This window comes from Streptomyces sp. NPDC111520, from assembly GCF_055635295.1.
Map to the genome: position 1 here is coordinate 60,157 of NZ_JBVKBW010000033.1, position 11,973 is coordinate 72,129.

Genomic DNA, 11,973 nt, shown 5'->3' on the forward strand with positions numbered 1-11,973 from the left:
GCCGATCGCCACGATCACCAGCGGGAGGGGTCCTTCGCGTCCACGGCGAACACACTGCCGTCGGGCGCCGTCGCGAACACCTTCCCGTCGGCGACGACGGGGGCGGGCGGGGCCCCCGGCGGACCGGATCCCGGTCCGGGCCGCGGCTCGGTCTGGCCCAGGAGGGTCCCATCGCCGGTGTTGAACGCCAGCAACCGACCGTCCACCGAGCTGAAGTAGAGCCGGTCTCCGTCGATGACGGGCCGGGAGCCGTTGGTGACCGAGGTCTCGACGCGCCACCGCTGCGCCTTCTCGGCACGTGCGGTCTGGCGGGTGTCCACAGCCAGCAGTGCCCCTCCGTACTCCAGCAGGTAGACCGTCCCGTCGTGCAGGACCGCCTGCACGCCGACGAGGGGGACCACGAGCGGGACGCGTCGCGTGGACCGGTTGGCGGTGTCGAACAGTACAAGGGCCCTCGTGCGCCGGAAATCGTCCAGGGAGGCGAGGACGACCGTCGAACCGGATGCGGCGACGGGCAGCAACTCGCCGTCCAAGCGGTCCTGGTACCGGACCGTTCCGGCTTCCAGATCCACCGCGCTCACCTGGGTATGCCGGGCGTCGCCGGTGACTTCGAACGCGAAAGCCGGGCCGGTTCCCCCGTACTCGGCGAAAGAGGGGCCGGAGTGGCCCGGCAGCTGCTTTCGCCAGCGTTGCCTTCCGCTCGTTCCGTCGATCGCGGTGACGTTCCCTCCGGCGCCGACCAGGAGGACCGTCGACCCTGCCTCGTAAAAGCCGTGCGCGTAACCGGACAGATCGAGCGTCCATTGCGGTCGCCCGTCGCTCGGCCTGAGCCCGTCCATGCGCGACAAGTCGGTGCTCACTGTCCGCAGAACGCCGCCTGCGAGAACGGGTGCGAGGGGGTATCGCCCGGCGGTCCGCTCGACGCGACCCGACCACTGGAGAAGGCCGCCGTCGGCGTCCACCCTTGCAGCCGTGATCCCCGCTTGCGTACAGAACAGGGCGTGGTCGGCGTGGACGCAGGACGCCGGCCCGGGCTGCGGCGCATCGGCGTCCGTGCGCAGTTCGGTCACCCATGGATGGAACGTCGCCGGATCAGGTGTGTCTCCCGATCCGACCGGTTCGGTCGCGCGATGTGCGCCGCCCAGATGGGCGACGGCTAGGACCGTCGCCGTTGCGAGGGCTGCGCATGCGGTGGAAACCGCCGCGACCAGCCGGCGATTCCTCCAGCGCGCTCGGGGCGTGGCGCGAGCGTCCGACCGAGGTTCCGGAGCAGCGCCGGCTTGTGACTCGTCCTGGGGCTGCCGCGGTTGCGGAATGAGGCCTTCGACGAGCGGGATCTCGGTGTCGATGGCGGCGAAGGCCTGGGTGTCGTACGAGGCGGACACCGATCTCAGAGCGTCCATCAACGCGTCGGGGGTCGGCCGGTCGTCCGGATCCTTGGCGAGGCAGCGTTCGATGAAGGGTTGGAGGTCGGCCGGGATGCCATCGAGTTGCGGCTCGTCGTGGACGACCTGGTAGGCGACGATGTAGGGACTGTCCGAGTCGAAGGGACTGCGCCCGGTCGCCGCGTGCACCAGCACACTGCCCATCGCGAAGACGTCAGCGGCGGGCCCCACTTCCCTGGGTCGTTTGAACTGTTCCGGTGCCATGAACGGCGGGGTGCCGATGAGTTTGCCCGTCTCGGTCCGCAGGTCACTGTCGGACGGCCGGGAGATCCCGAAGTCGATCACTTTCGGACCGTCGGCAGCCAGCAGCACGTTGCTCGGTTTGAGGTCCCGGTGGACGACGCCCGCTCGGTGAATATCTCGCAACGCCTCGGCGAGGCCCGCCATCAGGTACCGCACCTGGGCCGGAGCCACCGGTCCGTTCCGCTTCACGAACTCGGCCAGGGTTGGCCCGGGTATGTAGAGCGTGGCCATCCAGGGCCGCTCCGCGTCCGGATCGGCGTCGACCACGGGTGCCGTGAAGGCTCCGCTCACGCGTCTGGCGGCGGCGACCTCCTGGCGGAAACGTGCCCTGAACTCGGGGTCTTTGGCGAACTCCTCGTGCACGACCTTGACGGCCAGGCGCATGCCGGAGGTGGAATGCGACAGGTGGACCACGCCCATGCCCCCGGAGCCGAGCCGGCCCTCGAGCCGGTACTGCCCCGCATATTCCGGATGTTCCGCTTCCGGGTCGGTCCCGGGTCTCCGCACTGGCGGCATGACCCACCCCCGTGTGTTCGTCAGCAGCCGTAACTCGGTGAGCCTAGTGGATCCTCGTAACGGCGACGGGTCGGATTGCTAGCCTGCACCTGACACAGCGTGAATCTTCACGGGGGAGGGCCGATGGCCGAGAAGGAACTTGACGAGACTTCGGACACGACGACTGCGAGCGCCACCGCAGCGGTCGGCCCGCCTCTGATCTACTACTCGGTCGCTCCGGACGTGCGCCTCAACGTGCGCAGCGGGCCGGGTACGGCCTACCCGATCGTCACTACCCTGCCGTACGACGCCAAGGTGCCGGTCTTCTGCCAGTCGCCGGGTACGAAGGTCAACGGCTACTACGGCACGTCGAGCATCTGGGACCGGATCGGCCCGAACCAATACGTCGCTGACGCCTATGTGCGCACTGGCAGTGACGGATACGTCACCGGTCGCTGCTAGGCGCCTGAAAAGCAGTCGCACTCGCCACACGTCGTGCTCCACGGCACCACCGGGCTCCTCGCTTGCCGCGGAGCCCGGTGGTGCGTGTACACAGGGTCCGTCCTCCAGGAGGAACGTGTTGAGCAACAGCAACAGCAACAACAAGAGCAGGCGCGCGGTACTCGCCTCCGGCGTCGCCGTGCTGACCGGGGCGGCCTTGCCGGTGCTCGGTGGCGCCGGGGATGCCGCGGCGGCCTCGGCTTCGGCCGCGGGCGATCTGATCTACTACTCGGTCGCTCCGGACGTGCGCCTCAACGTCCGCTCCGGACCGGGGAGCAGCTACCACATCGTCAAGGTCCTTCCCTATGACGCGAAGGTGCCGATCTTCTGCCAGACACCCGGCACGACGGAGAGCGGCTACTACGGCACCTCGAACATCTGGGACTGCATCGGCACCAACCAGTACGTCTCCGACACCTATGTGCACACCGGGAGCGACGGGTACGTCGCGTCGCGCTGCAGCTGATGCGGTGGGTCTCGTCCCACCCATGCCTCGGACCTGCGGGAGGAATTCGATGAGCAAGAGCAGACGCGCTGCACTCGCGACCGGCGCGGCCACGATGGCGGGGGCCGTCTTCCTGGTGCTCGGCGGTGCGGGTGACGCGGCCGCCGGCCAAATTTTTTATGCTGTCGCGCCGGACGTGCGCCTCAACGTCCGCTCTGGCCCCGGCACCAATTTCCATCTCGTCAAGGTGCTCCCTTACGACGTCAAGGTGCCGGTCTTCTGCCAGACGCCGGGAACGACCGTCAGCGGCTACTACGGCACGTCGAACATCTGGGACTGCATCGGCGAAGGCCAGTTCGTCTCGGACGCCTACGTGCAGACCGGCAGCGACGGCTACATCGCCTCCCGCTGCAGCTGAAACAGCGGTACTTCGTGCTCGATCGCGCCACCGGGCTCCTCGCCTGCCGGGGAGCCCGGTGGCCCGCGCCCACAAAGGTCCTTCCTCCCGGAGGAACACGATGAGCAAGAACAGGCGCGCCGCGCTGGTGACCGGTGCGGCGACGATGGCGGGGGCGGTCCTGCTCGTGCTGGGGGGTGCCGCCGAAGCCGTGGCGGCGCCGAACCTCGTGTACTACCCGGTCGCACCCGACGTACGGCTCAACGTGCGTACCGGCCCGGGCACGAACTACCAGATCGTCAAGATCCTGCCGTACGACCAGAAGGTGCCGATCTTCTGCCAGACCCGGGGTGAGACGGTCAGCGGCTACTACGGCACCTCGAACATCTGGGACCGGATCGGCCCCGGCCAGTACGTCTCCGACACCTACGTGCACACCGGCAGCGACGGCTACGTCGCCGGGGAGTGCGGCTGACCGAGCCCTCGCGGTGGGTCGCGCCCGCGTCCCACGGGGAAGGACAACCCCCATGACCACACAGCCGGCCCACCGCGTGCTCGCCCACTCGTTCAACACCGTCGCCGCGCAGTACGCCGCGGCCCGCCCCGGTTACCCCGGAGAGCTGTTCGACGCCGTCGAGGAGATCGGCGGACGGCCCTTCGCCGGGGCGACGGTCCTGGACGTGGGGGCCGGCACGGGCATCGCCACGGCGTTGATACGGGCGCGCGGGGCGCACGTGACGGCCGTGGAGCCCGGGGCGGGGATGGCCGCGCAACTGCGGGCGGGGCAGCCGGGCGTGCCGCTCGTGCGCGGGGACGGGGACGCGCTGCCGTTCGCCTCCGGGGTGGCGGACTTCGTCACGTACGCCCAGGCCTGGCACTGGACGGACCCGGTCAAGTCATCGCCCGAGGCGGCACGGGTGCTGCGCTCGGGCGGTGCGCTCGCACTGTGGTGGAACGTCCCGGACACCGGGGTCGCCTGGGTGCGCGAGCAGGAGGAGCGGCTGTCCCGGGCGGTCCCGCGCTACCACGAGAACGGCCTGACGGGCACGGCCGAGGACATCCTCCGCTCGCTCGGCACCCGCCTGGGCATGCGCACCGAGACCCGCGTCCTCCACTGGACGCGCACCGTCCCGCTGGACACGCACCTCGCGATGCTCGGCAGCCGTTCCTACTTCGCCGTGCTCGCCCCGGAGGCCGCTCGCCGCATCCTCGACGACGAGCGGCGCACGCTGCTGGAGTTCTTCCCGGACGGCCAGGTGGTCGAGCCCTACAAGGTCGACCTCACGGTCGCGGTCAAGGCCTGACAGAACGAAGACCCGCGAGACGGAGGCCCGCGAGACGAAGACCCGCGAGACGAGGGCCCGCCGTACGAAGGCACGAGGGCACGAGGGGCGAGGACCGGACTCCCTACCCCGCCCGGCGCTTCCCCGCCACCGAACCGACGACCCCGACCACACCCGCGACGAGGGCCCCTCGCCACAGGCCGTCCCAGAGGCTCCCGAAGAAGCCCTCCGAGGTCAGGACCTGGCGCACCACGACGTCGGTGACGAGCAGCATCCCCGCCGGCACCAGCGCGACGCGCCAGGGGTGGGCGGCCGCCCAGCGGCGTATGCGGCGGTCGGCACGCGGGCCGCGGCCGGTCACCGCGCCCGCGCCGCCGACGAGGAAGAAGAGCATCAACGCGACGGACACGGCGCCGGCGACGACGCCGAGACCGAAGTCGCCGCTCAGGGCGGAGGCGGCGAGGGAGACCCCGCCGCCGATCGCGCCGACGGCCGCCGCCGGACGCCAGGGGCCGAGGGTGGCCGAGGCCACCGCGAGCTGCCGCTTCTCGGCTCCGGTCACGTCCCGGGATACATCGGTAGAACGCCTCATATGGCCACGGTCACTCCGCTTGGCCCCGGAAGCCATAGGGGATGACCCTGAGACGGCCCGGAACCGTGGGTCAGGGGCGGCACGCCCCGTCCCGCCCGGTTCCGGGCGGGACGGGGCCGCCGCGCTACACCGGTGCGCCCTGGACCCGGACCGGCGTCACCCCCTCCTCGTTGTGCCGCTCGGCCCAGCCGAGCAGGGCCATGCCGCAGGCGTGGTCGAGGTGCCGCAGCCGGCGCAGGTCCAGCTCCATCGGGCGGTCACGGGGCAGCGCCTCCAACTGCTCCAGCAGCCTGGGCAGCCGCAGGAAGGTCGCGTTGCCCAGGACGCGGACGACGATCGGCCCCTCGCCCTTGTCGTGGATCTCCACATGGGTCTGCGAGGTCTCCCAGGCCGCCTTGACCACCGCCGTCAGGAGTCCGATGAGCACTCCCTCGAACATGTTGGTGGCCACGATGCCCGTCGCGGTGACGATCAGCACCACGGCCTCGCCCCGGTGCTCGCGCCACAGCGGCACGATCTCCTTCACCGGTACGAGCTTCCAGCCGGCGTGCACCAGCACACCCGCCAGCGTGGCCACCGGGATCACCCCGAGCGCGCCAGGGAGCAGCGCGGCGAACAGCAGCAGCCACACGCCGTGCAGCACGCGAGCGGCCTTCGTACGGGCGCCGGCCTGCACGTTGGCGGCGCTGCGCACGATGACCGCGGTCATCGGCAGGGCCCCGAGCGCCCCGCAGACGGCGTTGCCCGCGCCCTGTGCGATGAGTTCCTTGTCGTACTCCGTGCGCGGCCCGTCGTGGAGCCGGTCCACCGCGGCAGCGCTGAACAGGCTCTCGGCGGAGGCGATCAGGGTGAAGGCCAGCACGGTGCCGATCATGGACAGGCCGGCCAGCCCCGCGAACTGCCCGGCGCCCGGCGGCTGGACGACGTCGAGCAGCCCCGCCACCTGGACACGCTCGACCGGCAGGTCGAACAGCATCGCCGCACCCGTGGCCAGCGCGACCGCGGCCAGCGGCCCCGGCAGCAGCCGCGCCGCCCGTGGGATGCGGGGCCACAGGACGAGCACCGCGATGGTGCCGCCGCCGACGGCGAGCGCGGTGAGCGCCGTGGGTGAGGCGAGGGTGCCCGCGACCAGTCCGGGTAATCCGGCGATCTTCGCCAGGCCCCCGGCCGGTGCCGCGGTGTCGGTGAGGGCGTAGACCTGCCCGGCGATCAGCACCAGGCCGATGCCGGCCAGCATGCCCTGGACGACGGCGACGGAGATGGCCCGGAACCAGCGGCCCAGCCGCAGGACGCCCATGGCGAGCTGCAGCGCCCCGGCGCAAAGCACGAGCACACCCAGCGAGGGCAGCCCGAACTCCTGGACCGCCTCGTAGACCAGGACGGTCAGTCCGGCGGCCGGGCCGGACACCTGGAGGCTGCTGCCGGGGAGCATCCCGGTCACGATGCCGCCGACGATGCCGGTGACCAGCCCGAGTTCGGCCGGCACCCCGGAGGCGACGGCCACGCCCACGCACAGCGGCAGGGCGACGAGGAAGACGACGAGGGATGCGGTGACGTCGGCGCGCAGCGACTCCGGGCGGGGCAGTCGCGACGCGGCGCGGATGAGGCGGCTCACCGGGCGGGGGCGGGGGTGAGGGAGCCGCGGACGGGCGGCGTGGGCAGGACCGGCGAACCGGGCCGAAGGGGCCGAGCGGGCCGGTCGGCCCGGGCCGGTGGTGGGGGGAGGGCGGAACAGGGGGTGGTGCGTGGGGGGATGAAGGTCTTCACGCGGGTGTCCTCCATTGCGCCCCGGCGCCGGCGTGGGCGGGGGCGTACGTGGTCGAGCGGTGTGGGGGGTCGGTCTCCCGGGCCGCGGGCGCCGCGTACGAGTGCATGTGCGTGCACGTGGACGCGCGGGCGCCGGCGCGGGCTCGGGCCGGGGTGGGGCCCGGGCCGCGGGCGACGACCGCGGTCAGGAGGGAGGAGCAGGCGGCAGGCCGTGCCTCAGCAGCGGAACGCGCCGTGGGCGATCGGTAGTTCTCCGGATCTGGAGAGGGGTACCGCCTGCCGGGCGGTCCGCGGCGCCGTCACGGCGGCGGACACCTGGGCGTCGTCCACCGGAACCGTCTCATCGGTTCCGGTGCCGCCCCGCGGAGCGGGTGCCGGGGCCGGGACGCTCACCGTCCCGGGCAGCACCAGGCGTATGCCGTTGCTCCCGTGCCTCCGTGCGAGGCAGGTCCGGGTCTCGGGCTCCGCGCGCGCCACCGTCGTGCCCGTGCCGCGGCCGGAGGCGGGAACGGGCTCGGCGGCGGCGCAGCCTATCGCCGCGAACAGGGAGAGCAGCAGTGCCGCCATGACGGCGACAGCACGCGCAACTCCCTTGGCCGATACCACAGGTGCCCCCGTTCCGATGCGTAGCCGCCCTTCATTTTGCGCAGACAGCCACTCCATTTTGCAAGCTCTTTAAGTAAACGGAGCGTAAATGATCCGTCACCCAAACGGATACTCCTTCCGCTCCTTGACGCCCCGGAGCCCCGCGGAGCATTATTCACCGCATGATGAATAAAGCCGAGGAGCCCGGGGAGCCGGGCCCCGGACCCGCCGTGCACGCCGGAGGGCTCACCGTCGTCCGCGGTGGCCGCACCGTCCTGGACGCCCTGGAGTTCACCGTCCCCCGAGGCGAGATCACCGGCCTGCTCGGCCCCAGCGGCTGCGGCAAGTCGACCCTCATGCGCGCCGTCGTCGGCACCCAGGCCGCCGTCACCGGCACCCTCGACGTCCTCGGCCTGCCCGCCGGCCACCGCGAGCTGCGCCCGCGCATCGGCTACGTGACCCAGGCCGCCTCCGTCTACCTCGACCTGACCGTCCGCCAGAACCTCGAGTACTTCGCCGCCGTCCTCGGCGGCGACGCCCCCGGCCACGTCGAACGCGCCATCGCCGACGTCGACCTGGCCTCCCACGCCACCGCCCTCGCCGGCAACCTCTCGGGCGGGCAGCTGAACCGCGTCTCCCTCGCCGTGGCACTGCTCGGCACCCCCGAACTGCTCGTGCTCGACGAACCCACCGTCGGGCTCGACCCCGTCCTGCGCCGCGACCTGTGGGAGCTCTTCCACCGCCTCGCCGCCGAACGCGGCGCCACCCTCCTCGTCTCCAGCCACGTCATGGACGAGGCCGAGCGCTGCCACCGGCTGCTGCTGATGCGCGAGGGCCGCATCCTCGCCCAGGGCGCCCCCGACGAGCTGCGCGCACGCACCGGCGCACGCACCGTCGAGGACGCCTTCCTCCGCCTCGTCGACGAGGCGGCGGGCAAGCTCCCCCACCAGGCCGAGGAGGCCGCCCGATGAGCACGCGCCGCACCCTCGCCACCGCCCGCCGCGTGCTGCTGCAACTGCGCCACGACCCGCGCACCATCGCCCTGATGGTCGTCGTGCCCTGCGTCCTGCTGACCCTGCTGTCCTGGGTCTACGACGCCAACCCGCGCACCTTCGACACCGTCGGCGCCTCGCTGCTGGGCATCTTCCCGCTCATCACGATGTTCCTGGTCACCTCCATCGCGACGCTGCGCGAACGCACTTCCGGCACCCTGGAACGCCTGCTGTCCATGCCGCTCGGCAAGGGCGACCTGCTGGCCGGGTACGCCCTCGCCTTCGGCGCGATCGCCGTCGCCCAGGCCGCCCTCGCCACCGGGCTCGCCGTCCTCGCCCTCGGCCTGGAGGTCACCGGCTCCGCCTGGCTGCTCCTCCTGGTCGCCCTCGCCGACGCGTGCCTTGGCACCGCCCTCGGGCTGTTCGTCAGCGCCTTCGCCGCCAGCGAGTTCCAGGCCGTGCAGTTCATGCCCGCCGTCCTGCTGCCGCAGATCCTGCTCTGCGGACTGCTCGTGCCGCGCGACCGGATGCAACCGGTGCTGGAGGCCATCTCCCACGTCCTGCCCATGTCGTACGCGGTCGACGGCATGCAGGAGGTCCTCACCCACACCGGCGTCACCGGTGACTTCGTCCGCGACCTCGCCGTCGTCGCCGGCAGCGCCGCGCTGGCCCTCGCCCTCGGCGCGGCCACCCTCCGCCGCCGTACGGCCTGAGCCCCGCGGGTGACCGCACCGTGGACGGCACGGCCCCCGGGCCGCCCACGGTGCGAGGATGAGGTCATGACGCAGAAAGTCGCGGTGCTCGGCACCGGCAAGATCGGCGAGGCCCTCCTGTCGGGAATGCTCCGCGCTGGCTGGAAGCCGGAGAACCTGCTCGTCACCGCGCGCCGCCCGGTCCGCGCCCAGGAGCTCCACGCCCGCTACGGCGTCGAATCGGTCTCCAACGAGGAGGCGGCCAAGACCGCCGACACCCTCATCCTCGCCGTCAAGCCCCAGGACATGTCCGCCCTCCTGGCGGAACTCGCCCCGCACGTCGCCGCGGACCGCCTGGTCATCAGCGCCGCGGCCGGCGTCCCCACCTCCTTCTTCGAGGACCGACTCGCGGACGGCATCGCGGTCGTCCGCGTCATGCCCAACACCCCGGTGCTGGTCGACGAGGGCATGTCCGTCATCTCCGCCGGCAGCCACGCCGCCGAGGAGCACCTGCTGCGCACCGAGGAGATCTTCCAGCCGGTCGGCAAGACCCTGCGCATCCCCGAGTACCAGCAGGACGCCGCCACCGCCCTCTCCGGCTCCGGCCCCGCGTACTTCTACTTCCTGGTCGAGGCCATGACCGACGCGGGCATCCTCCTCGGCCTGCCCCGCGCCCAGGCCCACGACCTGATCGTGCAGTCCGCGATCGGCGCGGCCGTGATGCTCCGCGACAGCGGCGAGCACCCCGTCAAGCTCCGCGAGGCCGTCACTTCCCCGGCCGGCACCACCATCAACGCCATCCGGGAACTGGAGAAGCACGGCGTGCGCCACGCCCTGATCGCCGCCCTGGAGGCCGCCCGCGACCGCAGCCGCGAACTGGCCTCCGGCAACGGCTGACGCGCGGCCAGGAGGGAGGCGGGTGGCCGTCGCCGCCCGCCCGCCCCACCGGCCCCCGGTGCGCGCGGACGCTCAGCCCGGCGGCAGCAGCCCGACGGCCCGGTAGGCCGCGTCCACGGTCGGCCGCGCCAGCGCCCGTGCCCGCTCCGCACCCTCCCGCAGCACCCCGTCCACGTACCCCGGGTCGGCCACCAGCTCCGCGTGCCGCTCCCGCAACGGCCGCAGTTCCTCCACCACGGCCTCGGCGGTGTCCTTCTTCAGGGCGCCGTACGAGTCGTACCCCGCCGCGAGGTCCCCCGGCGGCCGGCCGGTGCACGCCGACAGGACCTCCAGCAGGTTCGCCACCCCCGGCCGCTCCTGCGGGTCGTGGACCACGTCCTGCCCGCTGTCCGTCACCGCGCGCAGCACCTTCCTGCGCACGACCTCCGGCTCGTCGAGCAGGTAGACGATCCCCGGCCCGGTGTCCTCCGACTTCCCCATCTTCGACCCGGGGTCCTGCAGGTTCATCACCCGCGCCGCCACCTGCGGCAGCACCGCCCGGGGGACGGTGAACACGTGCCCGTACCGGTGGTTGAAGCGCACCGCCAGATCCCGGGTCAGCTCCACGTGCTGTGCCTGGTCGTCGCCGACGGGCACCTCGTCCGCCCCGTAGGCGAGGATGTCGGCCGCCATCAGCACGGGGTACGTCAGCAAGGACAGCCGCACACCGCCGCCGCGTCCCCGCTCCTTGGCCGCCTTCTCCTTGTACTGCACCATCCGCCGCATCTCCCCGTCGGTGGCGGTGCACTCGAGGAGGTACGCCAGCCGGGTGTGCTCGTCCACATGGCTCTGCACGAAGAGCGTGCAGACCCGCGGGTCGAGGCCGGCCGCCAGCAGGAGGGTCGCCGCCTGCCGGCTCAGCCTCCGCACACGGGCCGGATCGTGTTCGACGGTGAGCGCGTGCAGGTCCACGACGCAGAACAGCGACTCGGCCCGGTGCTGGTCGACGGCGGCCCACTGCCGCACCGCTCCCAGGTAGTTGCCCAGGGTCAGGTGCCCCGTCGGCTTGATCCCGCTGAAGACCCTCGTCATCGTGTTCCTCCCGGCTGTGGGACCGCCGCAGCTCGACGGGCCGGAGCAGGAACGCGTACGGCCGCCGAAGCGGCGGCCGTTGGGTGCATGCGCTGGTCGGTCGGCCGCCGTCAGGCGGCCCACCACAGGTACGAGTGCGCATGCTCGGTCATGCCCCGAAGGTAACCCGCAAACCTGTTGACGGCCACAGGTTTGAAGCACCGTGGGGCGTGGTGTAGTGTTCTCTAGCTGCCTCGGACGGGGTCACCTTTCCAGGGGCGGCCACTCAAGCCGCCCGGCGGCAAACCACTACCGCACGACTTCCCCTCGGGGACGATTTTGGCATGCCGAAATCCGATCCGAATGGCTCGATTATGAACCGCCGGGGAAATCCGCTAACGTAGTGGACACGCCGGAAGGCGCGAAACGAAAAACCCCGCTCCAACAGGGGGCCGGAAACGAAGAGCGGAAACGCGAAACGGATCTGGTAAAGTTGGAGACAACGAAGGGAAAGCCCGGAGGGGCCGGTGAAACGGTCTCGAAGGAAGCTTCCGTTCCTTGAGAACTCAACAGCGTGCCAAAAGTCAAC

General features: G+C 71.7%; 13 protein-coding genes. 8 read left to right on the top strand and 5 right to left on the bottom strand.

The window, feature by feature from the left end; translation table 11 throughout:
- Positions 1–14: 14 nt before the first annotated feature.
- The gene (locus ACZ7MY_RS40770; RefSeq protein WP_499610881.1) at positions 15–2,204 is read right to left on the bottom strand and encodes a protein kinase domain-containing protein; all 2,190 of its coding nucleotides are present in this window, start codon (positions 2,202–2,204) and stop codon (positions 15–17) included.
- 123 nt (positions 2,205–2,327) lie between these two features.
- On the opposite strand from ACZ7MY_RS40770, the gene ACZ7MY_RS40775 reads away from it, so the two are divergent.
- The 5 genes from ACZ7MY_RS40775 (at position 2,328) to ACZ7MY_RS40795 (ending at position 4,830) form a co-directional block, all read left to right on the top strand.
- Positions 2,328–2,645 carry an SH3 domain-containing protein gene (locus ACZ7MY_RS40775; RefSeq protein WP_499610884.1) on the top strand — a complete coding sequence of 106 codons (318 nt, stop codon included), beginning with the start codon at positions 2,328–2,330 and terminating at the stop codon, positions 2,643–2,645.
- Positions 2,646–2,847: 202 nt separating this feature from the next.
- A complete protein-coding gene (locus ACZ7MY_RS40780; RefSeq protein WP_499610908.1) occupies positions 2,848–3,150 on the top strand; it encodes an SH3 domain-containing protein in 303 nt (100 codons plus the stop codon).
- 94 nt (positions 3,151–3,244) lie between these two features.
- Complete coding sequence (locus ACZ7MY_RS40785; protein WP_499610910.1) at positions 3,245–3,547, top strand: hypothetical protein; 303 nt, start codon at positions 3,245–3,247, stop codon at positions 3,545–3,547.
- Between the two features lie 100 nt (positions 3,548–3,647).
- Positions 3,648–4,001 (top strand): SH3 domain-containing protein, encoded by a 354-nt coding sequence (locus tag ACZ7MY_RS40790; protein WP_499610885.1) that lies wholly within the window; start codon positions 3,648–3,650, stop codon positions 3,999–4,001.
- A gap of 52 nt (positions 4,002–4,053) precedes the next feature.
- Positions 4,054–4,830 (top strand): class I SAM-dependent methyltransferase, encoded by a 777-nt coding sequence (locus ACZ7MY_RS40795; RefSeq protein WP_499610886.1) that lies wholly within the window; start codon positions 4,054–4,056, stop codon positions 4,828–4,830.
- Positions 4,831–4,933: 103 nt separating this feature from the next.
- Here ACZ7MY_RS40795 and ACZ7MY_RS40800 read toward each other — a convergent pair whose 3' ends face one another.
- The 3 genes from ACZ7MY_RS40800 to ACZ7MY_RS40810 all read right to left on the bottom strand — a co-directional run bounded on the left by ACZ7MY_RS40800 (position 4,934) and on the right by ACZ7MY_RS40810 (position 7,735).
- Positions 4,934–5,371: a hypothetical protein gene (locus ACZ7MY_RS40800; RefSeq protein WP_499610888.1), complete on the bottom strand. Its 438-nt coding sequence runs from the start codon at positions 5,369–5,371 to the stop codon at positions 4,934–4,936.
- A gap of 154 nt (positions 5,372–5,525) precedes the next feature.
- Positions 5,526–7,016, bottom strand: a complete 1,491-nt coding sequence (locus ACZ7MY_RS40805) for a SulP family inorganic anion transporter (protein WP_499610889.1) — start codon at positions 7,014–7,016, stop codon at positions 5,526–5,528.
- Between the two features lie 368 nt (positions 7,017–7,384).
- The gene (locus ACZ7MY_RS40810; RefSeq protein WP_499610891.1) at positions 7,385–7,735 is read right to left on the bottom strand and encodes a hypothetical protein; all 351 of its coding nucleotides are present in this window, start codon (positions 7,733–7,735) and stop codon (positions 7,385–7,387) included.
- A gap of 200 nt (positions 7,736–7,935) precedes the next feature.
- On the opposite strand from ACZ7MY_RS40810, the gene ACZ7MY_RS40815 reads away from it, so the two are divergent.
- From ACZ7MY_RS40815 to proC, 3 genes are all read left to right on the top strand, one after another.
- On the top strand, positions 7,936–8,724 hold the full coding sequence (locus ACZ7MY_RS40815; protein WP_499610893.1) for an ABC transporter ATP-binding protein: 789 nt from the start codon (positions 7,936–7,938) through the stop codon (positions 8,722–8,724).
- Positions 8,721–9,458 (top strand): ABC transporter permease, encoded by a 738-nt coding sequence (locus tag ACZ7MY_RS40820; protein WP_499610896.1) that lies wholly within the window; start codon positions 8,721–8,723, stop codon positions 9,456–9,458. Before ACZ7MY_RS40815 ends, ACZ7MY_RS40820 begins: the two co-directional genes overlap by 4 nt.
- 66 nt (positions 9,459–9,524) lie before the next feature.
- The gene (gene proC, locus ACZ7MY_RS40825; protein ID WP_499610898.1) at positions 9,525–10,334 is read left to right on the top strand and encodes a pyrroline-5-carboxylate reductase; all 810 of its coding nucleotides are present in this window, start codon (positions 9,525–9,527) and stop codon (positions 10,332–10,334) included.
- 72 nt (positions 10,335–10,406) lie between these two features.
- Here proC and trpS read toward each other — a convergent pair whose 3' ends face one another.
- On the bottom strand, positions 10,407–11,405 hold the full coding sequence (gene trpS / locus ACZ7MY_RS40830; protein ID WP_499610900.1) for a tryptophan--tRNA ligase: 999 nt from the start codon (positions 11,403–11,405) through the stop codon (positions 10,407–10,409).
- Positions 11,406–11,973: the final 568 nt, after the last annotated feature.

What these genes read in the sequence shown, in the direction of transcription:
- ACZ7MY_RS40810 (WP_499610891.1), bottom strand. Translation starts at nt 7,735, where the DNA reads ATGGCGGCACTGCTGCTCTCCCTGTTCGCGGCGATAGGCTGCGCCGCC.
- ACZ7MY_RS40770 (WP_499610881.1), bottom strand. Translation starts at nt 2,204, where the DNA reads ATGCCGCCAGTGCGGAGACCCGGGACCGACCCGGAAGCGGAACATCCG.
- ACZ7MY_RS40775 (WP_499610884.1), top strand. Translation starts at nt 2,328, where the DNA reads ATGGCCGAGAAGGAACTTGACGAGACTTCGGACACGACGACTGCGAGC.
- ACZ7MY_RS40785 (WP_499610910.1), top strand. Translation starts at nt 3,245, where the DNA reads ATGGCGGGGGCCGTCTTCCTGGTGCTCGGCGGTGCGGGTGACGCGGCC.
- ACZ7MY_RS40820 (WP_499610896.1), top strand. Translation starts at nt 8,721, where the DNA reads ATGAGCACGCGCCGCACCCTCGCCACCGCCCGCCGCGTGCTGCTGCAA.
- ACZ7MY_RS40795 (WP_499610886.1), top strand. Translation starts at nt 4,054, where the DNA reads ATGACCACACAGCCGGCCCACCGCGTGCTCGCCCACTCGTTCAACACC.
- trpS (WP_499610900.1), bottom strand. Translation starts at nt 11,405, where the DNA reads ATGACGAGGGTCTTCAGCGGGATCAAGCCGACGGGGCACCTGACCCTG.
- ACZ7MY_RS40790 (WP_499610885.1), top strand. Translation starts at nt 3,648, where the DNA reads ATGAGCAAGAACAGGCGCGCCGCGCTGGTGACCGGTGCGGCGACGATG.
- ACZ7MY_RS40815 (WP_499610893.1), top strand. Translation starts at nt 7,936, where the DNA reads ATGATGAATAAAGCCGAGGAGCCCGGGGAGCCGGGCCCCGGACCCGCC.
- proC (WP_499610898.1), top strand. Translation starts at nt 9,525, where the DNA reads ATGACGCAGAAAGTCGCGGTGCTCGGCACCGGCAAGATCGGCGAGGCC.